We start from the raw sequence: 22,673 nt of genomic DNA, 5'->3' as shown, positions 1-22,673 counted from the left end.
CAAGCATCACCAAAAACCTCGATGCCGTAAAGCCTTTCCTTCTGCAGTGCGAATTTTTGCCACCAAAGCGTCTATCGAGGTGGCATCGGAAAGCAGTGAAAACCGCGGTTGAAATGTCCCTTGCCACGTCGGCTTAGGCAATCTCCGGACGATTTCTCAAATGGAAATTCTTTTCATTAGAGAGGCCTAAATATAGGCACAACGCAAACAGCTTATGCAAGCAAAATCAAATGCTTAAAGAATCAGCACGGGAGCGATCGTCGTGCACAAGGAATCGGCTAAAAAAGTGACAAGTTTTAGGCATGCCGCTCATGTGACGACGCCAGCAACCGTAATTGATTAACAGAAAGTAAAACAGTCTTGACTCATAAATGCTGCCGTGCAGCTATTGCATTGCAGCATAAAAGTGCTGACGGCACTCGACAGGCCGTTTCCAGTCCTAAATCGGAGAGTAAAATGGAACAGAATGTTGAAAAGCATGAATATGAAACGCCAAGCCTGACGGTCCATGGTTCGATTGAGACCATCACCCAGGGCGGCGGCGGCAGCACGGCGATCGACGCATCGTTCCCCGCGCATACGCCGATTGGCGACCTGACGTTCTCCTGAGACCTACAGCCGATTCCAGAGTGACATGTTGGGACTCTGGATTCAAAAGCAGACGTAAGAGGGGTCGGGGGGCCAGCCTCCCGATTTCTCCTGCGCCGCCTGGAGATGTCGCAGCGTTTTGTCAGCGAGGTTTGGGGATGAACGGGGAGCTATCCGACCGTGATCTGGGCGACCACGATAGCGTGTGCGCGACCAAGGATGCCGTGGCTTGCGAGTTCGGCGATGGCTTGGCGCTGCTCAATCTCAAATCCAATGTCTACTACAGCCTGAATGGCGTCGGCGCCTTCATCTGGGATTTAATCCAGGAACCCCGGTCGATCGGCGACATCCGCAGCGCCGTGCTTGCGCGCTACAATGTCGACCCGGTGCGCTGCCAGGCCGATGTCGACGCATTGCTGAAGGGCCTGGCCGATAATGGGCTTGCGAGACGGCATCATGAGGCACTTGTCTAAGCCGGTCCAGCACAAGTCCCTGGTTTCACGGGCCCTGGTTTCGCCGGCCTTGTCTTCGCGGGCCACGGCTTTACGGCAGGAACCGGCGAGAGAAACAAACGTCAAGCAGACGAAGCGCGGGGGAAGCCGGCGCGGGCTGGTCAGGATTTTCTCCCTGACTGGCTCGGAAATGATCTTCCTTGGCCATTGCCTGCTGGTGGTGGCGACAGTTCGGCTGGGGCTGACGCTGTTGTCCTACAATCGTGTACGCAGCCTGGTGACGCGCCTCGACGCGCGGCAGTGCGCCTCAATGGGCGAACTGCGGCGCGTCGCCTGGGGCGTTGCCGCCGCGGCCCGTTTCGTCCCTTACGCCACGTGCCTGACCCAGGCGCTCTCCGGCCAGTATATTCTCGCCCGCCAAGGCAATGAATCGACGATACGCATCGGCATCGAACGTGGCACAGGCGAGCAGTTGAAAGCACATGCCTGGCTGGTCAGCGACAACCATATCGTGCTTGGCGGATCGATCGACGGCTTCGCCCATCTCGTCGACCACGGCAGCCGATGAGCGGCGTCGCCGGAATCCTGTTGCGCGGAGCAAACGCACCGGCGGTCGCGGCGGCCGACATTCAGCAAATGCTGGCGCGCATGCGCCATCGTGGTCCTGACGGCAGTTCTTGGTGGCTGGACACCAGCATCGCCCTTGGCCACGCCTGGCTCAACACATCGGATGAAGTCGGTCCGGGCCCTTTGACGATGGCTGGGGGCCGGCTCGCCATCACCGCCGATTGCCGGCTGGACAACCGTGACGAGTTGCTGGCCAGGCTCGGTATCCGCGACCAGTCGGTAGCCGACGCGATCGTGCTGATGCGGGCCTATCTGCGCTGGGGCGAAGCCTGCCCGGAGCATCTGCAAGGCGATTTCGCCTTCGCCATCTGGGATGACGAGCGGCAATCGCTGTTTTGCGCGCGCGATCATTTTGGCGTCAAGCCGTTCTACTACCACGCGGCGGACCGGCGTTTTGCCTTTGCGTCGGAGATCGGTCCGATCCTGGGCGTCGAGGGTATCCGCGCACGTGTCAGCGAGCGCCAGATCTCCGGCTTCCTGGCCGGGCTTCCCGACGACCCGCAGTCGACCCCCTACAGCGATATATTCAGCCTGCCGGCCCGCCACAGCCTAACCGTCACCGCGCAACAAGTGATGCTGCGCCGATACTGGCAGATCGAGCCGTCGGCGCGGCCCTTGCGGTCGGATGCATCGGAGGAATTCGCCCATCTGTTCTCGCAATCGGTGCGCAACCGCATGCGTGGGACCTCGGCGGTCGGGGCAATGCTGAGCGGCGGCCTCGATTCCTCGTCTATCGCCTGTGTCGCCAGCCTGCAGAATGCCGCCGCGCGCAAGCCGAGGCTGCCAACGTTCTCGCTGATTTTCGAGAAGGGCTCGCCGATGGACGAGCGGCCCTTCATCGATGCCGTTCTCGACCAGCAGAAGGTCGACGCGACGCTGATCCCGGTCGGCAACTATGCCCCATTTGCCGAATTCGAGCGCGTGCTGGAAGAACAGGAAGGAACGTTCCTGGCGCCGGGCCTGACGCTCACCCGCGGCATCTACCGGACTGCCGGCGCCAAGGGCATCAAGGTGCTGCTGGACGGCCATGGTGGCGACGAGGTCGTTTCACAAGGCCACGGCCACCTGCACGAGCTTGCGAATGGCGGCCGATGGATGGATCTGTGGCGCGAGGTCCGCAGCGCATCCAACACCTATGGCGACAGCACGCTTGGCCTTTATCTCCAGTTCCTGACCCTCTACGGGCCGGCCTGGCGCATCGCCAGGCTGAGGCATATGGCCAACCGTGCCCTGAACAAGATCCGCAAGCCCGCGCAAGTGTCGCGCGCACGAAGCTGGCGCGACCTGATCAATCCGGACCTGGCCAAGCGCACCGAGCTTGTCGACCGGTTTCACCGGGCCGGCTACATGCCGCCCGGCGTCCAGGCCAGCGACGCCTTGAGCCATCGTTGGATCCTGTCGAACGGCTATGTCCCGCATGCTTTCGAAGTTCTCGACAAAGCCGCCGCCAATTTCGGGGTCGAGCCGCGCTACCCCTTCTGGGACAAGCCGCTGGTCGAGTTCTGCCTGGCGCTGCCGGGCGAGGAGAAGCTGAGCCACGGTTTTGGCCGCTATGTGCTGCGCCGCGCCATGCAAGGCGTATTGCCGGAGGCGGTGCAGTGGCGGCGCGACAAGATCGACTTCACTGCCAATCTCGTCAACGGCATGCTGCGCAACCATCGCGACCTCCTGGAACAGCTGCTGGTCTCGGATGCGAAACGCATCGCGCCTTACGTCAATCTGCCGCAAGTGAGTGCCGCCTATGCGCGGCTGCTGCGCCAGCCCGATCAGGCAGCCCCCCTGGATGTCCAGTATGTCTGGCGCTCGGCCTCGCTGTCGCTCTGGCTGCGGCAGCTCCAGCATGGCGGGAGCCCCGCATGATGCCGCGCAACGAGCCGCTCGCTCTATGCAATGATGATGCCTTTTCGCATGGCCGGGCCAAGCGAGAACGCCGCTTCTACCGGGCCTACGGCCTGACCATCGCGTCGGAGGTGACGTTGCCCGAACTGCAGCCGGCGGCGCCGGGGGCGGCGGATGTCGTGATTGCCGTCGGCGCGATCGACCTGCCAAAGCCCTCGCCCGAAGCCGCGACCGACTTTCGCTTCGAGCCGGACCGGCAATATCTGGCGTGGCATGCCGTGGGCGCGTTCCTGATCACCGATTCCAGCCGTATCGACATCGAACCGGCGCCCGGCGTCGACGACGCGCTGCTCGCGTTTCCGCTGCTTGGTCCGATCATGGCGCTGCTCTTGCACCGGCGCGGCCTGCTTGTCCTGCATGCCAGTGCCATCGCCGCCGCCGGCACGAGCGCCATCTTCATGGGTGACAAGGGAGCCGGCAAGTCGACGACCGCAAGTGCGATGATCCGGGCCGGGCATCGACTGCTTACCGATGACGTGGTGGCGCTGGACCTCGCCAATCCGAGTGAGCCAATGACCGTTCCGGGCTTTCCGCAGATCAAGCTGGCGGCCGACGCCGCGGCGGCGATCTCGCTTGGGGAAGCGGAAGTGCGGCCGCAAGTGCATGCGGCGATCGACAAGATGCAGCATCGCCTGAACGGTGGCTTTTCGGGCGACGAGGTGCCGGCGACCAGGATCTATATCCTCGAGCGCGGCGAAAGGGCTGACATCACGCCCTTGCCCGCCATTGCCGCCCTGCCGGCCATCATCAAATTCTCCTATGTGACGCGCTTCGGCCGCGCGGCCCTGCCCGGCGACTTCGCGACGGCGCATCTTCGGCAATGTTCATGGATTGCCAACCATATCGGCGTGTACCGGCTGGAAGTCCCGACGGGCCTGGACAGGATCGGCGAAGCCGTGGAACTGATCGAAAAGGATCTGTCGGCTGGCAGCCGGCGGTTGTGAGCGCAACCATGTCGAAGCCCCCAATCCTTCGCCTGTCGCTGTTTCGAGAAATTGCCGCCTTCGGCGCCACCATTGCCCGGATCGGCGGCCGGCGAACGTGGACGGCGCTGTTCTTCCTCATCCTCGGCAGCCTGACCGAGGGCATTTCGATCCTGCTGCTCGTCCCGCTGCTGCATCTGGTCGGACGTGCCGACCAGGATTTCGCTGTTCGGCTGCCCAATGATGATTTCGTGCGCTGGCTGGTGCCTGATGGCACGCTGCAACTGACGACCGTGCTTTGCGCGCTGGTCGGGCTTGTTGCGGCGCAGGCGGCGTTCAATCGCTTCAAGTCGGTCTACATGGCCAAATTGCTGTTCGATTTCATCAATCGCGTTCGCATGAACCTGTTCGAAAGCATCGGCAAGGCGCGCTGGGGCGTTTTTACACGCATGCGCAGTTCCGACCTCGATCATGCCCTGACCGGCGACATCGACCGCGTCCAGGGCGCGGCTTTCTCACTGCTGATGCTGGTGCAAATCGCCGTTCTTCTGGCCGGCTATCTCCTGGTTTCCGTGTTTATCTCGCCGGTCATGACGCTGTTTGCCGTGGTCGTCGGCATCCTGATGTTCGTGGCGCTGCGGCCCTTCCGGGCACGGGCCACTGCCTTCGGCCGTGTGCTGACCGCCAATCGCCAGGACCAGTACCGGACGGTCTCGGAATTTCTCGGCGGCATCAAGGTGGCCAAGAGCCTGAACGTCGAGGACAGCTATTTCGCGCAGCTGCGGTCGACGCTTGAGAGGATGAAGGCCGACAACATCGACTATGTGCGCAACAGCACCATCGGCACTGCTGTATTCCAGGTGGCGAGCGTCGTGGGCCTGAGCCTGTTCATCTATGTGGCTTTGGTCCGCTTCAACCTGTCGCTGGCCGAGATCGTCGTCCTGCTCCTGGTCTTCATGCGTATCGCGCCGCGCTTCATGGACATGCAGACGCAGGCCCAGCAAGTGCTGATCAACCTGCCCGCCTTTACGGCAATGCGCAGCCTGCAGGCACGTTTCGACGCCGAACGCGAACCCGGCCATACCGAGTTCGCCGACGCCGGGACACTCTCCCTCAATACGGGATTGAATATTCGCGGCGTGTCCTTCGCCTACGGAGATGCTGTCGACAAGGCGGTGGTGAGCGGCATCACCTTCGGCCTGCCGGCCGGCAAGGTCACCGCCCTGATCGGGCCGTCCGGATCGGGCAAGAGCACGATCGCCGACATGCTGCTTGGCCTGCTGGAGCCCACCACTGGCAAGATGCTTGTCGATGGCGTCGAGATCGATGCCAGCAATCGCCGTCGCTGGCGCGACCAGGTGGCCTATGTGCCGCAGGACGTGTTCCTCCTGCACGACACGATCGCGGCGAACCTGCGCCTCGCCGCGCCACGGGCCAGCGATGGCGATCTGTGGGCCGCGCTGCGTCAGGCGCACGCCGGCGAGTTTGTCGAACGGCTCGACCTCAGGCTCGAGACGGTGGTCGGCGATCGCGGCGTGCGGCTCTCGGGCGGCGAACGTCAGCGCATCGCGCTCGCGCGCGCGCTGCTGCGCAAGCCGTCGCTGCTCATCCTCGACGAGGCGACCAGCGCGCTCGACTGGCAGAACCAGTCGCTGATCGCCAGGTCGATCGACGGATTACGCGGTACGATGACGATCCTGACCATCGCGCACCGGCCGTCGATGATCGCCTTCGCCGACTGGGTGGTGGCGATGGAAAACGGCCGTATCGTCGAGGTCGGCCAATATCAGCGGCTGAAGGAAAAAACCGGCAGCCGGTTGTCGAGGATGCTGTTGGGGGAACAGTCGGAGAGCGAACCCGCTGATGTGGCGTGAGCCGGCGGCCAGGACGCGTCGCGCCGAGACGGATTCACGCGGCGCTTTGGTCCCTTTGTCTCGAAGCATGTCGTTGCCGCCAAACCGGCCACGTTTGAGCAGTCTGCATCAATGCAGGCCGCGCCTGGCACCGCCGAGCTTCTCGCTTTCGGCGACCTCGGGTGCGTTCAGTTTGCGCTCGGCGTCACGAGCTATGTCGGCAGGCGTCGGCGCGCTCCTGGCGATCATGGTGTAGATGAGCACGAAATAGCCGGCCTGAATGGTCACGGCGCAGATGATGACACGCACCAATATCGTGCCTATCGACGCACCGCCCAGCCAGGACCAGCCGACGACGATCGCCAGAGCGAAAATCATCCCGAGGATGAATTTTGGAAGTGCCATACCCAACAGCCCATAAACCGGCTCGGGTATTATCGCGATTGCCCCACCCGAGCGCCGTCCCTTGTCATGTGGGCTTGTTAAGGTCGCCCACTCTCGACCGGTTGCTTCCGGCCTTTTCCACCTGTCGTCACCGTGACAGGTATAATTTGCAATTCTATTAAGGCGAGCAATAGGCGGCAAGGGCAACTTCGGTTATTTTTGATCGAGCTTTTGCGATCGACTCTGCCATGTTGCAATGCACGCAACGGGAGCTAGGCCGATATCCTCTCGTCGATATTTTTCAGTAAAATGGCCAATATTAAGTAGTATTTTATATGGTTTTGACCAAGCATCACGGCATGATGAAGCACTAGTTTGTACCTCGCCTTGGCAAATAGGTAGGTCCGCCTAAAAACCGCCCCACAAAGGCCTCTATTTTTTCGGCTGTGCCCATTTATTGTCACAAATGTGCTAAATATGCCGAAATTTGTGCATGGCAAGCTTATTATTTAGTCATTTCATGACGTGACTATTTCAACGGGGTGGTAAATTGTGTGTTGCGCTGCAACATTTTTTTGGTATCGTGTGGTGAACCATTCGTTCAACGCATGGAGTTTACGGCATGAGGGACGTTGCCAAGTCAGCCACCGCGAGCTTTTCGCAGGCTGACATCGATTTTCCGCCGCCGATCGGCGGCCTGCTCAAACGCAGCTTCGATATCACCGGTTCACTGATTGGCTTGATCGCCCTCAGCCCGCTATTTGTCATGATAGCGCTGCTCGTCAAGTTTTCCGACGGCGGCTCGATTTTCTACGGCCACAGGCGAATCGGGCGGGGCGGACGGATTTTTCCGTGCCTGAAGTTCCGCACCATGGTTCCGGACGGCGACAAGGTGCTAGCAGCCTATCTCGCCACCAACCCGGACGCCAACGCGGAATGGATCGCGACCCGCAAGCTGAAGAACGACCCGCGCGTCACCCGCGTTGGAGCAGTGCTGAGGAAACTCAGCCTCGATGAGTTGCCGCAGATCATCAACATCCTGCAGGGCGATATGAGCCTTGTCGGTCCGCGTCCGGTTGTGCGCGACGAACTAGAGATCTATGGCACATCCGCCGTCTACTATCTGAAATCGCGTCCGGGCCTGACCGGCCTGTGGCAGGTCAGCGGCCGCAACGATGTGTCCTATGACAGCCGCGTCGCCTTCGACCGTCACTATGTTGAGAACTGGTCGCTGTTCGAGGACGTTCGCATCATCATCAAGACCGTCCCGGCCGTCTGGATGTCGCGCGGTTCTTACTGACCGGCCGGTGGCCAATGCCAGACATTGGCGTCGGCCATTCGACGCAAGCTCATCGGGCGATGGGGCTATAGCGGATCGGAACGTTGAGTTGAAAACAGATTTGTTCGAAGCCTTTCGCGGCGGCCCGGTTTCCGGCCGCCTGCGGCGGGCGCGTTTGCTGGCCACATGCCTTGCCATGGCCCTCGTCGTCCCGCACATCGCCGCCGCCGGCGACTATCGCCTCGGCTCGCAGGACAAGCTCACCATCCGCGTCGCCGAATGGCAGACCGTGGAAGGCACATTCCGTGACTGGTCGGCGGTGAATGGCGAGTACACGGTCGGTCCATCCGGCACGCTGTCGGTGCCGTTCGCCGGCGAACTGCCGGCCTCCGGCAAGACCACGTCCGAAATCGCAACGGCGATCGGCGAGGCTTTGCAGAAAAAACTCGCTTTGTCAGACAGACCGGAAGCCTCGGTCGAGATGGCGCAGTTCCGGCCATTCTACATTTCGGGCGAAGTCCAGAACCCCGGCCAGTTTCCATATGTGCCTGACCTGACAGTGTTGAAGGCCATCAGCGTCGCCGGAGGCATCCGGCGAAACGCCGACTACGGACCTCAACTCGGCAAGGACTTGGTTACCGCCAAGGGCAATTTCGATGTCTCCGACGACCAGCGCATTCGGCTGATCGTCAGGCGCGCCCGCATCGACGCGGATATGGCCGGCAAGGCCAGTTTCGACGTGCCTAAGGAGGTCGAGGGCGATCCGAGACTGCCAGCCATCGTCGCGGACGAAATGACTATCCTGACAGCGGACCAAAAGGCGCTGAAGCTGAAGCTTGAAGCGCTCGACGATCTCAAAGGGGTTTTGGAATCCGAGATCGAATCGCTGCAGAAGAAGATCGTCAACCAGCAGCAGCAGGTCGACTTGGCGCAGCAGCAGCTCGCCAGCATCGGCCCGCTAGCGCAGAAAGGCCTGATCGCCAACGCCCGACTGCTGGATTCGCGCCAGTCGGTTGCCGACCTGCAGGGCAAGATCCTGGACTACGAAACCGCCATCCTCACCGCCAAGCAGTCGATCAGCAAGGCGAAGCAGGACGCCATCGATGCCCAGAACACCTTGAGTTCAAACCTCGCTACCGCCCGGCAGCAGACCGAAGCCGACCTGAACGAAGCCGCGCTGAAGGCGAATATGCAGAAAGGCCTGATAGCCCAGGCTACCGATCCCGCGACTGTGGCCGCCATGACAAATGATGAGCAGCCCGCCCTGCTTTATTCACTGGTGCGCAATATCGACGGCAAGACCAGCGAAATCGCCGCCAAGGAAGACACACTCGTGCTGCCTGGCGATGTGATCAAGGTCAAGCTGGCGCCGCTGGCCAGCCAGTAGCCCACAGCCCGATACCATCCAGCATCTCAATCCGTCCCGTGAGGGGCGGATTTTTGCTGAGCACCATGCTTGCCAGGCGAAGGCTTCCCGCTGCCCTGACTTCAACCCGCGAGTTGATTGCTTATGACGACCCAGCGGCCGCCGGACGGCCGGCATGCCGGGGCCAATCAGCTTCACCCGTGGCCGCATCCGCCGGCGCCTGCGACCGCCGCGTGCGGGTAGTAACGGGCAGCCGCGCCAGCTTGAAGAAACTGTAGTACATCAAGAAGGAACCCGTAAAATAGGGGTTGAGTATCTCGACCTCGACGAAGGAACGAATCAGCAGCAGCACCATCACGCCGGCGAGGATCACCGGCTCGGCCCGCCATGTCTTGAAGACCACCGCCGACACGTGGCCGTAGAGCGTGCGCAGCACGATCAGCGATACCAGCGTCGCTCCGACGAAGCCGAGTTCGACAAGAGCCTCGATATAGGTGTTGTGGAAGTGGAAGCCGGTGCGGGTGGTGATGTAGAACTCGTTCCACAGCCGCTCGGCTTCGGCGAAGCCCTGCACCCAATAGGCGGCATAGCCGACGCCGAGAATCGGCGATTTCTGCACGGCATTCCAGCCCTGCTCCCACAGATAGGTCCGTCCGGTGAGCGTCGAATCCTTGCCGAAGAGGCCGAGGACGAAGTCCATCAGCCCGAGATTCAAGGCGACAAAGGCAGTCACGACCAGCAGACCGGCGCCGATCAGGAAAATCACCCGGCGGTAGCGCCGTGACAAAATTTTGCTCATCGCAAGAAGCGTCACCAGCGCCAAAACCGCCGGTATAGAGGCCATCGAGGTGGCGGAATGCGAGACGAACAGCAGATAGGCCGACAGCAGAATGAGAGGCGCTGTAAGCATGAGGCTCAGCCGGCCGCGCCTGTAAAAGGCAAGGAACACCACGCTGAAATATATGCCGAGCGAGGCGACAAAACCGAGCTGGTTCTTGGAGGCAAACGCGCCGACGAAATTGTAGGTGCCGTCGAGAACATCGTCGGAATAATTGCCGACCCGCAACGAATACAGCAGGATGAAGAAAATCCCGACCAGGGCGCCTATCGTCAATGCGCGCACGCTGACGGTGCGCGCCGCGATATAGGCACAAGCGATATGAGAGAGATATTGGAACGCCGTCCTTGCCGTGATGCCCGGCGCAACCGACCAGAAAATCGAGAAGCAGACATAGGCGGCAAACAGCAGCGGCAGCCAGGCGCTGGACAGATGCCGCAGAAACCGCCGGTAGTCGACCAGGACGAGTGGAAGCCAGACCGCGTAGTAGGCCAGGATCAGCACCTGGCCGAAAATGAACGAATAGGAAAACGCCCAGATCGAGACGGCTACGGCAAAGGCGCCATAGACCGAGTTCTTCTCGGGATCGACCAGCAGGGACTTTGGAATCTTCATCTCAGAGTCCCGCCGACACGACCCAGTGCCGGCAAGCCATGAGCCGGCCGGATTTTTCGCAGACATGGGCGTGCAATAAACGGCTTCTCCATTGTGCAGTGCAATATAACCTATCGCGCCCGGCGCTCAATGGCAAATCCGGTCAACTTATCTTACGCGAATTGGCCAAGCGGCGGATACCGAGTCGTCGCACCTTGGAACAGGGGCGATCCGTCACAAATCCAGAGGCAGTGGGCGGCCTGTTCCCATCGCGAGTCAGATATGATTTTCGGTTTTCCTGAGCGTCGAGGAGGCTTGCCTACGGGCTGCCAAGCCATTGAAGAGAGCCTGCGCGGGTCGCTCGATCATCGTATAAAGGACAATTGATACCGCTATGGACAGCGCGCATGCCACGATGCCGGCCAGCCCCTGCGCCATCAGCCCCGACTGATGCGGTAGCAGTTTGCTCGCCAGCTGGATCACATAGGGGTGCGAGAGGTAGAGCGAATATGATGCATCTCCGAGCAAAACCAGAAATGTTATCGCGCGCGTCCGGGGGGGCGACCAAGACAAAGCGGCGGCGGTTAAAACCACGGCAGGGACGCCGTTCGCCAGAAGCCAGGGCAAATCAGGTATCATTTGCCGAATGGCTATTGTCGCCACGAAAATCGCAAGCATAAGCCACGTACGTCCCACGAAAAGCTTCGCACTATGCACATATGCCAGGTAAAGTAAGATGCCAAAAACAAATTCCAGCATCAGCGGATTTGTATAAAAGCGCCAAGCGACGTTTTCACTCTGGATGAATTGACCCATCGCCACGAGAACTACTATGAACATGGATGGCGACAGTGGGCCGCGCAGGCCGCAAGCTATGCACGCAGCATATATTGCATAGAAGAACATCTCATAATTGAGGCTCCAGCCGAGAAAGAGCAGCGGCTGAATCGAACCGTCGACCTTTTCGAACGGGATGAAGAACAGTGATTTCAGGATCGTTTCGCCGCTCACGACGGTCGAATTCAGCAGACCGGGTTTCATCAGCGCAATCAACACGATACCTGCCGTCAGCGTCCAATAGAGCGGAACGATACGAACTATGCGGCGGCGACAGAATTGCCAGGCGCCTTTGGCCTCATCGGTGGTGTAAGCGATTATAAATCCACTGATTACGAAGAATATATCAACGCCTGACGCTCCGAACCCAAAGATATTTTCCTTAAGACCAAACTCTATTTGAAAACCGCTTCCAATATGGAACAATACCACCGCAAAAGCGGCGACGAACCTTAGAACTTGGAGCCCGAGCAGCTTGCGACGAACATTGGTGCTGTCCGGCAGCACCGTTGGTGATTCTACGCCAACCGTCGAAGCTACAGTCATTTTGTCTCTTCCCAGCCAAGGTCCGCTTTCACACGGGCCTCAAGTTCATCGGCCATATGACCCTGGCCGATTTCATTTGGATGCGAGTCGCAGCCGCGTGAAGCAACTCCTCCCGGACTGTCGAATCGTATCAGAGCAATTTTTCTTTCACCCGCGGCACGACGGACCGCCACGGCCTTGTTCACGGCCGACACCGCGGCATCGAGGTCGGCGCCCCAAAGCATCGGGCCGATACCGGCATAGATCATTGCGCCAGGCGCGTTGGCGCGCAATTGGGCAAGCAAGTCCGCGTAGCGTGCGACAAAATCCGGCGGCCGCGCGCCACCACTGAAATCGTTGCTGCCGAGATGCACGACAATGACATTGGTATCAGGCAGTTGCTCCCGGTCAGGACGTGACGGCATCAGTCGCGTGTAGAGGTCGCGCATCGTTGCGTTGGTGCTGCCATCATAATTGCGGACAAGGCCCTTCCCGGATGCTGCAAGCGTCGTAACGTCTGCTCCAAAGCGGCGCGCCACGACTGCGGCAAAGGTCAAGTACTGGTTCTCGGTATCGGCGCTAAACCGGCATTTGGCGTCCTTGCCCTCGACGCCGTAACCCGCCGAGATGGAGTCGCCGATGACTAAAAAGCTGCGGGTTTTCGGCTGCGGCGGCAGAAAAGATCCGTCGGTCCGGATATCCTTGAGAACAGTCGCGCCGAATGACGCTTCGGTTCGGCGGACAAGACGCACGGCGTGCCGGGCGGCCACCGTATCCGATACGACTCTGTAGGTGTGTTCGCCCTTCTTCAAGTCAAGGCGGGATACAGCACCGTCAACATCAACGACCATGCTGTTGCGGCCTGTGTCGTCAAGCACTACGTCGAGCCATGCCCCTTGGAATTCAACCTCGATGGCAGTTCCCGGCCATTCAAATGTGGCTTGGGTTCCGGTCGCCAAAAAGCGACCAACCAGCCGCGCGCTGTGCAACTCCGATTCCCCGGCAAGCGCACAGCGATCAGTGAGCCCATTTAACCCAGCTGCCGCCAACACTGCTATCAGGAATGGCCGAAGACCGGCTACTTTCATCTAGAGTCAGCCTGTGAGAATGGCGAGTGCTACAAGAGCAGTAAACACCTTTTCTCGCAGATGCGAAAGAACTTTTCGCACATGCGAGATGCAGGGCGCGTGCGAAAAATCCGTCCTAAGGCGGTCGTCGCAAGCGGAAGCGCCCCGCCTGATGCCGGCGCCTTTTTAGACACTGGTCCTTTTCAGTCCCCGTCAGTTGGACTTTTCGCAAGCACCCCGCTGGAGCGCTACCAAAGCGCTCCGCCGGTGATCTGGATGTTTTCCATGGTGATGCCCTTGGCGAGATCCGAGCACAGGAAGACGGCCAGTGCGGCGATCTCCTGCGGCTGCAGCAGGCGCTGCTGCGGGTTGCCCCTGGCGATCTCGGCCATCGCTTCCTCTGGCGTGCGCCCCTTGCCTTCGCGCTCCACGACCTGCGCCACATTGCGGCGCATCAGTTCGGTCTCGACCCAGGTCGGGCTGATCATGACGCAGGTGACGCCATGCGCCGCCCCTTCCAGCGCCACGCAGCGAGTGAGACCCAGCAGGCCGGCCTTGGACGCGCAGTAGGCCGGGTTGTCCTTCCACCCGACCAAGGCGGCCGTCGAGCCAATGTTGACGATGCGGCCCCAGCCGCGCTCGATCATACCCGGCAGCACGGCACGCGTGACGCGGAAGGCGCCGGTCAGGTTGGTGTCGACGATCTTGTCCCAAAGCGCGTCGGAATGGCCGCAGACCGGCTGCTCGGCGGTGGTGCCGGCGGCGTTGACCAGAATGTCGGCGGGGCCGATGGCCGTCTCGGCGTCAGCCGCGAAACGGTTGGTGACGTCGCTGTCGCGAACGTCAAGGTGTGCGGCGTGAACTTTCGTTCCATGAGCGGCAAGGGCCGAGCGCACGCGCTCGATCTCGTCGGCGGCCGGATAGTAGGCGGCATCGGATCTGTCGGCGCCGGCAGGCGCGATGTAGGAGCCGACGGCGACATTGGCCCCAGCCTCGGCCAAAGCCGTGGCAATGGCGAAGCCCATGCCCGAGAAACCGCCGGTCACGATGGCGCTACGGCCGGAAAGGTTGTTCATGGCGCACGGTCTCCGCTTCGTTTGGGCAGGCAATCAGTCCTGACCGGATTTGGCAATCACAGCGGCGCGGCCCTCCATCGACGAGCGTTCAGGACCCCTGAAGCGGTCTGCCCAGCCATTCGCGATAAAAGCCTTCGAGGTCGGGTTCGAAATCATGCACGATGGGATAACCGGGTGCCGCCGCCTCGACCTCATGCAGCGTCCCGCACTCCGGGCAGATGAACTCCCGGATTTCCATCCATTCGGGATCAGGGAGATCGCTGTTGGGATAGATCTCGCGCAAAGCCTCCTCGGTGTTGCGCACGTTAATCGCGGCGTTGAGCTTCCAGTTCTTCCGATAGTCGCCGAAGGAGTGGCCGCATTCGCAGCGGGTAATGCGCTCATCGCCGCTCTGGCAGATGAACAGATGGTCCGAGACCGGCAGCAGGATCGGGTCCTTCCAGGCGACACGATCCTGATAGACGGCAACCATCTTGAAGAAACGGTCGTCATCCTTGTAGGCACTCATGATGCGCCTTGTCTGCGGCCAGGGCAGCTTGCCGGCGGCCAGATCGCCCAGGACTTCCTTGCTGTATGACGTCATGGCTTGGCTCCCGGCGTGAAGATCGATTTGGCGTCGACGTTCCAGAAATCGCTGAATTCCTTGGTGAAGCGCGACGACAGCTTGATCGCGCTGGCGTACATTTTCTTCACTTCGGGCGCGAAGTCGGCCTTTCCGACGCGGCCACGCTCCTTGGCGATCCAATCCGCCACCGGAATCGCCTTAGCCAGGCGCTCTTTGCGCATGGCGGCGCGGCGTTCGACCGTGGCGTCGATATCGGCGACGGGATAACCGTCTTCATCGTCCTTCAGCACAATGCCGAAAACCTGGTCCGCCGCTTCACGGGTGAGAAAGCCGTTCTCGACATCCCATGCCGTCTTGATCGGATCGCGCTCCAGCACGTCGCCATAGCCGCCGCCGCCATTGTAGGAATGGCTGAAGATGTCGCCGGATTTGTGCGGCGAGGTGATGTAGGGGCCTTCGACCACGACATGGTCGCCGCCGATGTTCTTCTCGTAGTCGGAGACGTCAGGGTCGATGCCGGGCGAATGCGCCAGCGGTTCGCCTTTTGCCGCCAGTTCGTGAATGTCTGAGTTGCGCACCGCGCGATGCTTCTGGCAGGTCGGCGCCGGATAACCACCGCACATGCCGCCATTGTCGAACACGCGCGAGGAGTGCTCGGAGGTGTGGAGCCGCAGATGTGAGGTCTTGTTGATCAGCCAGGTCGAGACGAAGGAACAGCCACCGCGATATTTGCCGGCGCCGCCGGAATTCGGCACGATCGAACGGCCGATATAGACCATCGGCATCGACTGTTCCCAGACCTCGATGTTGCCCATGTCGGATTCCGGGTTCCAGCCGACATAGGCGGTGTCGAGACCGTCCTTGATGGCGAGCGCCCCGGACCCGGCGGCAGCGCACTCGAAATGCGCCATGCCGAACGGCGTGCCGTATTGGCTTTCGCCGCCCATCTCGATCATCGGGCTGTTGACCTGGCCGACAAAGGCCTCCTCGACGAAGCCGCGCGCGACAAAACTGCGCGACAAAAGCCGCTGGAAAACGCCGTAGGCCGGCAGCAGCAGCGCCCATGAGGTGGCGGTGGCCACCATCTCGTTGTCGGGGTTGGTCCAGGTGCCGTGCGGCAGTTTCAGTTCGGTCGCCATCCAGGCACCGTCATTGACCAGGCCTTCGAAATTCATGTGCTGGGTCAGCGTCACGAACATGCCGCCATCCATGCCGGCCGGCGTGCAGTTCATCGAATGGTAGCCCCAGGGCTGCGTGCCCTCGAAGTCCATGGTGATCTTGCCGTCTGACGTGATCTCCATCTCGATCGGGATGTTGTAGAGCCAGTCGGGATCGCCGAGCAGCTGGAAGCCGGGCTTTCCCGCCGTGACATGGCCGTAGAACGTGTGGCCGCGGTAGATGCCGGGCACGGTGAGCTGGCGGGTGCGGGCGAGCTGGGCGCGACGGCCTTCCTCGATGAACTCCTTCGACACCTTCATCCAGTAGTCGAGGCCGATCTCCGAGATGAGCTGCTTGACGCTTTCGCGCATGTCGATGCAGGAGGCGACCTTGGCCTTCTCGTCGAGCACCCAGTAGATCGGCATGCGCAGATTGCGCTCGCAGCGGATGACGTAGTCGCGCCGGATCTCGTCATTCTCGCCGATCTTCTCGGCGCAGACGAACAGGCCTTCGGTGAAGCGCTCCTGCGCCAGGCAGACATCGCCGCCCGGCGTGATGCCGCCGGCTTCCAGTTCGTGGCAGACGGCACCGGCCCAGCCGACCAGCGTGCCTTCATGGAAGATCGGCACCACATCCATGACATCAGGCACCTGCACGGTGCCGATGAAGGCGTCGTTGTTGGCGAAGATATCGCCTTCACGGATTTTCGGGTTTTCCTCGTAATTGTTCTTGATCATCCATTTGATGAAGCGGCTCATCGTATGGACATGCACCATGATGCCGTTGGAGAGCGCGATGGCGTCGCCTTCGGGCGTATAGATGGCGACCACCATCTCGCCGACTTCGCGCACGCCGGGCGAGGCCGAGATGCGGCGGGCCATTTCGCGAGCCGAGACGCAATAGGCGCGCAGCTTGGTGTGCAGCGTCTCGAACTTCAGCGGATCCTGGTTGCGCAGCGTGAGTTCCGTGATGCCGTCATAGCAGCCGGTCTCTTCCATCAGCCGCTCGGAATCGAGCAGTCTTTCGCGAAGGCGCAGGGCCGAGGCAGGTTTGTCCAACATGGCGGTGCCCTCTCAAGCGTGGGTGTAGTGCAGCAGCGTCCATTCATCGACATGGACGCGGTCCTGCGGATGAACGACGAGCGTGGTGGCGGGGTGTTCGATGATGGCGGGGCCGATCACTTCGTGACCGGGCTGCAGCAGGTCCATCTCATAGAGATTGGCCTTGTGCCAGCGTCCGCCGATATAGGCCTCGCGCACGCCCTTGTGCGCGGAAGCCGGATCCGACTTGCCAAGCGGCCGCTTGAGCAGCACCGGCTTGACCTTGTCGGCGGTGGCGATCAGGCCGAGTTCGGTGATGGTGAAGCCGGCCTCGCCATAGCGCGACACGCGATGATTGACCTTGGCGTAGACCGCCTCGAACTCGTCGATAACCCTGCGCATGTCGTCGGCCGAGTTGACCTCAGCCAGCGGCGCCATGACTTCGACATCCTCGAGCTGGCCGGTGTAGCGCATCATCAGGAACGGCACGGTCCTGATCTTCTCGCGCGCATGGCCGTCGGCGATCATCTCGTCGACCGCGGCCTTGGTCAGATCGTTCCAGACCGTGGTGACCTTGACGCCGAAGGCGGCCAGCGTCGCCTCATCGGCGCGTGACGGGATGTCGTGCTGCGTCGACACCGAATGCCGGCGCATGAAATCAGCCGTGGTGCAGCCGAAGGCGGAGAAGGCGGCCGCAAACTGGAAGGTGATGATGTCCTTGAAGCCGATGCCCCTGGAACAGCCGGCCAGGTGCAGCGGACCGGAGCCGCCATAGGACAGCAGCGTGAACTCGGAGGGATGGATGCCCTGGCCCGAAATGACGCGGCGCAGCGCGTTGTTGGCGTCGGCCTCCAGCATGTCGATCATGCCCTCTGCCGCCTCCTCAACACCGACACCGAGCACGTTGGCGCATTTTTCCTCGAAGGCACGGCGGGCCTTTTCGACCTGCAGCACGACCTTGCCGCCGAGGAAATAGTGCGGGTTGAGCCGGCCGAGAATCGCATCGCAATCGGCAATCGTCGGTTCGGTGCCGCCCCTGGCGAAGCAAATCGGACCTGGATCGGAGCCCGCGCTTTCCGGCCCGAGCGAAACTTTCTTGGTCAGCGGGTCGATCTTGAGGATCATGCCGGCGCCGGCACCGATCGTATCGAGGTGCAGCGTCGGCACGTTGAGCTTGAAGCGATCCATCAGCGGCTCGTTCTCGATCCGCGTCTGGCCGCGCGTGATAACGCCCATGTCGAAGGAGGTGCCGCCCATGTCCGAGCAGATCAGCGAATCATTGCCGATCAGCTTGCCGACATAGGCAGCACCGAGGATGCCGCCGATCGGGCCGGAGATCATGGTTTCATGCAGGCGCGGATGGTTGATCGAGGTCAGGCCGCCGAAGGAGAGCAGCGTCTGCACGCCATATTTGAAGCCGTATTTCTTCGAGACGTCCTCGATACCCCTAAGCTGCTTGCGGCCACGCGAAGTCGCGTAGGCCTCGATCAGCACCGAGTTCAGCCGCGACTGCTCGCGGATGACCGGGCGGACCTCGTGGCTTGTGTAGACGATGATGTCGGCGCCGGCCTTGTCGACCTCTTCGCGGCAGATTTCGGCGATGCGCTTCTCGTGCACCGGATTGACGTGCGAGAAGATGGTCATGATGCAGATCGCTTCGACCTTGTCGGCGATCAGTTTTTTTGCGGCTGCAGAAACCTCGTGCTCATAGAGCGGCAGCACGACGTCGCCGAACTGGTCGATGCGCTCGGTGACCCCATGGGTGCGGCGGCGCGGCACCAGCGGATCGGGATGATGGTGGGTGACCGCATGCAGCCGGTCGGCATAGGAATAGTCGGCCCAGGCCTGCAGACCGCGGCCCATCAGGATCATGTCCTCGAGGCCCTTGGTGGTAATCAGGCCGAGCCGGCGGCCGGTGCGCGACAACAGCGTGTTCAGCATGCCGGTGCCGGAATAGAGCACGACGTTGACGCCTGAAAACAATGATTCCAGCGAGATGCCCCAGGCATCCGCCGCGTCCTCGGCCGAGGCCAGGAAACCCTCGGCTTCGTTCTTCGGCGTGGTCGCCGACTTGCCGATCTTGAAGTGGCCGTCCTGATCGACAAGGATCGTGTCGGTCATGGTGCCGCCGGCGTCGATGCCGATGACGATTGGGTTGCCGACAATGGGGGCGGTGAGATTGGGTTGGGTCACGGTCGCCTCGGGATCTGGTCTAGGTTGACGCTAGGCTAGATTCGATGGGCGGCTTCGCGCCATATGCCTAAAGACACAATGACGGTTGGGCTGACATCGCCGAGAAAAGGGCATGCGCATGGGCAATATCTGGGCGCCGCTCGCCAAAGCGATCGCCGCCATCGGCACGGACAGGCATGTCGACTGCCTGATCGACCTGATCGGCGCCGACATCGACCACGACCTCGTCACGGTGACGCGCTATTCGGCGACGCAGACACCCGAATTCATCAAGCACCGGCGCTTCTCGGATGAGATGGTCCGGCGCTATCTCCACAATTACTACGTGTTCGACCCGTTCTATGCCTCGTGGCGGCGCGAGCGCAGGCTGGGCATCATGCCGCTGAAACGGCTCGCCGACGACGAGGCCAAGCGCGGCCAGTACATTGCCGGCTTCCTGGCGCAGTCGGAGATCTGCGACGAGGTCGGCATCATGCTTGCCGATGGCGGCGACTGGTGCCTCGGCATCTTCCTCGACCGCTCGACCACGTCGTTCAAGGAGAGCGAGATCGCTTTGCTGGATGAGCGGTTGCCTGTATTCGAGGCGCTGCATGCGCTCGACATCAAGGCGCGCGGAACCAAATTCTCCCGCACGTCGGCGCCGACAGGCCCCGGCGCCTCGCCCCGGCAGGAGCCGACGATCCCGGCCAGTCTGTGGCCGGAGCTGTCGCTGCGCGAGCGGGAATTGGTTCAGTTGATCCTCGCCGGCCACCCGACGGCCAACATCGCCGAGCGCCTCGGCATCACCGTCGGCACGGTCAAGAACCATCGCCGGCGCATCTACGAGAAGCTCGACATCACCACCGAGCGGGAATTGTTTTTGCAGTTCTTCCAGCATCAGGCCGATCGCTAGCCGCTCGCTTACCCAGCCGATCCGCCAGCCGAATGCCTGATTTGCAGAGCCGCTCCCTCCGTGAATTGGTGCAGGGCTTGTCGCCGGAATGGCTCGAAAACTGGCTTCAAAATTCCTCTTGCGGAACGCCGCCGTCCCGGCTTAGTCTCGGCTTCGCACAGAAAATGAAATTTAATTCCATTTGTGCGGTGCCCGCAAGCCAGTGCAGTGCCCAGGAAAGTGCCCGGACGCAATCGACTGAGAAAATATTTGATATATCATCTACCAGAACGGAAATAGCTGACATGGTCCAGCAGACATCGATCCAGCCATCGGCGCCCTGGTTGCGGCTCGACGTCGACGATTCGGACTGGAACGACGCCGAGGTTTCGAGCCTGGTGCGCTGGTATCAGCAGATGCTGCTCATCCGCCGTTTCGAGGAAAAAGTGCTCGATCTCGCCAATGCCGGGCTGGTGCATGGTCCGGCGCATGCCAGCATCGGACAAGAGGCGACGGCGGTCGGCGCCATGTCCGTGCTCGGTACGGGCGACCGCATCAACGGCACCCACCGCGCCCATCACCAGGTCTTGGCCAAGCTTGTCAACGCGCAGACGCCCGGCGGATTCGACCCGTTGCATGACGCTTTCAACCCGGACATGCAGGGCTCGGTGCGCGGCTTGATGGCCGAGATCATGGGCCTCAAGTCAGGCTATTGCGGCGGCCGTGGCGGCTCGATGCATATGCGCGACGATGCCTCCGGCATCCCTGGCACCAGCGCGATCATTGGCGGCAACCTGCCGCATGCGGCCGGCTATGCGCTGGCCGACAAGCTGCTCGGTACCGGCAACATCTCGGTCGCCTTTTTCGGCGACGGCACGATGATGGCGGGGCCGGCCTATGAGGCGATGAACATCGCCGCGCTCTACCGGCTGCCGGTGATCTTTTTCGCCGAAAACAATCTCTATGCCGTCTCGACGCACATCAACGAACAGACGCGCGAGACGCGGCTGGCCGCGCGCGGACCTATGCTCGGCTTTCGTGGCATCGAATGCGACGGCATGGATGTGGTGGCGGTCCACCATGCCATGCGCGAGGCGCGCCGGGCGATCGAGGAAGACGGTGGCCCGGTGCTGGTCGAGGCGCTTTGCTACCGCTTCCTGCATCAGAGCGGCGCGCGCCCTGGCAGCGAATTCGGCTACCGCACGCGGGCCGAGGAAGACGCCTGGAAAGCGCGCGATCCGCTGGTCACGATGGCGGCTCGCCTGAAGACGATGGGCATTTTGAACGCTTCCGACCTCGGCACACTCGACCAGCGCGTCGTGGAGGTGGTCAACACCGCTGCCGATTCGCTCACCGAAATGAGTGGCAACGCGCTGCGCATTCCCGACCATCTGTGGCCAGACCCAGGCGGCGTCGACAACCAGATACGCGGTGATCTTTCCGAACTGAAGGGCGAGCGTTTCCTCGAGATCGAGGATATGCCGCCAGCCGACACCAGGCCGGTCAAGTTCATGGTTGCCGCGTCCGAGGTGATTGCGCGCGCCATGGAAAAGGATTCGCGCATCATTATCATGGGCGAGGATGTGCACCGGCTGCGCGGCGGCGTTTCGGGCGCCACAAAGGGTGCGCTGGAACGCTGGCCGGAGCGTGTACTGGCAATGCCCATCGCCGAGAACGGTTTTGTCGGCGTGGCGCTGGGTGCAGCGCTTTGCGGCCTGCGGCCGATCGTCGAGATCATGTTCGGCGATTTCTGCCTGGTTGCCGCCGACCAGCTGTTCAACGCGGTCAGCAAGGTGCGCCACATGTTCGGCGGCGGCTTCGCGGTGCCGATCGTGGTCCGGGTCCGCGTCTCGCCGCACACCGGCTACGGCTCGCAGCATTCGGGCGATCCGTCCGGCCTGTTCGCGCTGTTTCCCGGCTGGCGCATCGTCGCCCCGACGACGCCCTTCGACTATATCGGCCTGATGAATTCGGCGCTGAAATGCGACGATCCGGTCGTCGTCATCGAGCATGTCGAACTGTTCCCGAGCGAAGGGCCTGTGCCTGCGGATGACCGCGATTATTGCGTGCGACTCGGCAAGGCGAAAACCGTCAGGCCGGGCAGTGCCTGCACCTTGCTCACCAGTGCCAGCATGGTCGCCGTCGCCAAGCAGGTGGTCGAGGAGACCGGCGTCGATGCCGAGATCATCGACCTGCGCAGCCTCGACCCGACCGGGCTCGACTGGCCGATGGTGGAGGCCTCGATCCGCAAGACCAACCGGGTGGCCGTCGTCGAGCAGGTGCAGCGTGGACTGTCGCTTGGCGGACGGCTGACACAAGAGATTCAGGATCGCGTGTTCGACTATCTCGATCACGAGATCCTGCATGTGACGGGAAGCCTCTCGGCTCCCGTCGTATCGGCCCCGCTCAACCGCGCCGCACTGGGCGGCGCTGATAAGCTCAAGGCCGCGCTTCAATCCCTCATTGCCGTGGGTGGATAGAGCAACGCATTGCCACAAAGATCTGACAAGAAAATGGGAGAATGAAATGGACATGACG

At 61.6% G+C, this 22,673-nt stretch carries 18 protein-coding genes; 10 read left to right on the top strand and 8 right to left on the bottom strand.

Translation table 11 applies throughout. The annotated features are described in order from the left end of the window. The first annotated feature begins 456 nt into the window (after positions 1 to 456). From A4R29_RS32555 to A4R29_RS02265, 6 genes are all read left to right on the top strand, one after another. On the top strand, positions 457 to 609 hold the full coding sequence (locus A4R29_RS32555; protein ID WP_010913078.1) for a lasso peptide: 153 nt from the start codon (positions 457 to 459) through the stop codon (positions 607 to 609). 137 nt (positions 610 to 746) lie between these two features. Beyond that, positions 747 to 1,061, top strand: a complete 315-nt coding sequence (locus tag A4R29_RS02285) for a PqqD family protein (RefSeq protein ID WP_027164264.1) — start codon at positions 747 to 749, stop codon at positions 1,059 to 1,061. A 169-nt stretch (positions 1,062 to 1,230) separates the two neighbouring features. After that, the gene (locus A4R29_RS02280; protein ID WP_024501836.1) at positions 1,231 to 1,608 is read left to right on the top strand and encodes a lasso peptide biosynthesis B2 protein; all 378 of its coding nucleotides are present in this window, start codon (positions 1,231 to 1,233) and stop codon (positions 1,606 to 1,608) included. Next, positions 1,605 to 3,527, top strand: coding sequence for a lasso peptide isopeptide bond-forming cyclase (locus A4R29_RS02275; RefSeq protein WP_027164262.1), 1,923 nt, complete (start codon positions 1,605 to 1,607; stop codon positions 3,525 to 3,527). The genes A4R29_RS02280 and A4R29_RS02275 overlap by 4 nt, the downstream gene beginning before the upstream one ends. Next, entirely contained in the window at positions 3,524 to 4,510 is a 987-nt protein-coding gene (locus tag A4R29_RS02270; RefSeq protein ID WP_027164261.1) for a phosphoenolpyruvate carboxykinase (ATP), read from the top strand. Before A4R29_RS02275 ends, A4R29_RS02270 begins: the two co-directional genes overlap by 4 nt. Positions 4,511 to 4,518: 8 nt before the next feature. Continuing rightward, a complete protein-coding gene (locus A4R29_RS02265) occupies positions 4,519 to 6,363 on the top strand; it encodes an ABC transporter ATP-binding protein (protein WP_032809899.1) in 1,845 nt (614 codons plus the stop codon). A gap of 108 nt (positions 6,364 to 6,471) precedes the next feature. On the opposite strand, the gene A4R29_RS02260 is transcribed toward A4R29_RS02265, so the two are convergent. Further along, on the bottom strand, positions 6,472 to 6,747 hold the full coding sequence (locus tag A4R29_RS02260) for an exopolysaccharide production repressor ExoX protein (RefSeq protein ID WP_013528119.1): 276 nt from the start codon (positions 6,745 to 6,747) through the stop codon (positions 6,472 to 6,474). A gap of 601 nt (positions 6,748 to 7,348) precedes the next feature. Here A4R29_RS02260 and A4R29_RS02255 point away from each other — a divergent pair. After that, positions 7,349 to 8,026: a sugar transferase gene (locus A4R29_RS02255; protein ID WP_013528120.1), complete on the top strand. Its 678-nt coding sequence runs from the start codon at positions 7,349 to 7,351 to the stop codon at positions 8,024 to 8,026. Positions 8,027 to 8,126: 100 nt separating this feature from the next. Next, positions 8,127 to 9,392 carry a polysaccharide biosynthesis/export family protein gene (locus A4R29_RS02250; protein WP_063171085.1) on the top strand — a complete coding sequence of 422 codons (1,266 nt, stop codon included), beginning with the start codon at positions 8,127 to 8,129 and terminating at the stop codon, positions 9,390 to 9,392. 121 nt (positions 9,393 to 9,513) lie between these two features. Here the strand turns inward: A4R29_RS02250 and A4R29_RS02245 are convergent, their stop codons facing one another. The 7 genes from A4R29_RS02245 to A4R29_RS02215 form a co-directional block, all read right to left on the bottom strand. Continuing rightward, complete coding sequence (locus tag A4R29_RS02245; RefSeq protein ID WP_024501841.1) at positions 9,514 to 10,824, bottom strand: O-antigen ligase family protein; 1,311 nt, start codon at positions 10,822 to 10,824, stop codon at positions 9,514 to 9,516. Positions 10,825 to 11,079: 255 nt separating this feature from the next. Then, complete coding sequence (locus A4R29_RS02240) at positions 11,080 to 12,186, bottom strand: acyltransferase family protein (RefSeq protein WP_024501842.1); 1,107 nt, start codon at positions 12,184 to 12,186, stop codon at positions 11,080 to 11,082. Next, a complete protein-coding gene (locus tag A4R29_RS02235) occupies positions 12,183 to 13,253 on the bottom strand; it encodes an SGNH/GDSL hydrolase family protein (protein WP_081714202.1) in 1,071 nt (356 codons plus the stop codon). Before A4R29_RS02235 ends, A4R29_RS02240 begins: the two co-directional genes overlap by 4 nt. Positions 13,254 to 13,480: 227 nt before the next feature. Beyond that, positions 13,481 to 14,308 (bottom strand): SDR family NAD(P)-dependent oxidoreductase, encoded by an 828-nt coding sequence (locus A4R29_RS02230; RefSeq protein ID WP_027164258.1) that lies wholly within the window; start codon positions 14,306 to 14,308, stop codon positions 13,481 to 13,483. An 88-nt stretch (positions 14,309 to 14,396) separates the two neighbouring features. Further along, positions 14,397 to 14,891: an acetone carboxylase subunit gamma gene (locus A4R29_RS02225; protein WP_013528124.1), complete on the bottom strand. Its 495-nt coding sequence runs from the start codon at positions 14,889 to 14,891 to the stop codon at positions 14,397 to 14,399. Next, positions 14,888 to 17,092 (bottom strand): hydantoinase B/oxoprolinase family protein, encoded by a 2,205-nt coding sequence (locus tag A4R29_RS02220; RefSeq protein ID WP_027164257.1) that lies wholly within the window; start codon positions 17,090 to 17,092, stop codon positions 14,888 to 14,890. Before A4R29_RS02220 ends, A4R29_RS02225 begins: the two co-directional genes overlap by 4 nt. Before the next feature lie 12 nt (positions 17,093 to 17,104). Next, positions 17,105 to 19,264 carry a hydantoinase/oxoprolinase family protein gene (locus A4R29_RS02215; protein WP_082827278.1) on the bottom strand — a complete coding sequence of 720 codons (2,160 nt, stop codon included), beginning with the start codon at positions 19,262 to 19,264 and terminating at the stop codon, positions 17,105 to 17,107. A 112-nt stretch (positions 19,265 to 19,376) separates the two neighbouring features. Between A4R29_RS02215 and A4R29_RS02210 the strand changes: the two genes are divergently transcribed. After that, positions 19,377 to 20,156 carry a helix-turn-helix transcriptional regulator gene (locus tag A4R29_RS02210; RefSeq protein WP_063171084.1) on the top strand — a complete coding sequence of 260 codons (780 nt, stop codon included), beginning with the start codon at positions 19,377 to 19,379 and terminating at the stop codon, positions 20,154 to 20,156. A 284-nt stretch (positions 20,157 to 20,440) separates the two neighbouring features. Further along, positions 20,441 to 22,615 (top strand): dehydrogenase E1 component subunit alpha/beta, encoded by a 2,175-nt coding sequence (locus tag A4R29_RS02205; RefSeq protein ID WP_063171083.1) that lies wholly within the window; start codon positions 20,441 to 20,443, stop codon positions 22,613 to 22,615. The last annotated feature ends 58 nt before the right edge of the window (positions 22,616 to 22,673 follow it).

The organism is Mesorhizobium ciceri biovar biserrulae, from assembly GCF_001618845.1.
Taxonomy (GTDB): Bacteria; Pseudomonadota; Alphaproteobacteria; order Rhizobiales; family Rhizobiaceae; genus Mesorhizobium; species Mesorhizobium ciceri.
This window is presented reverse-complemented; position numbering and strand designations above follow the sequence as displayed.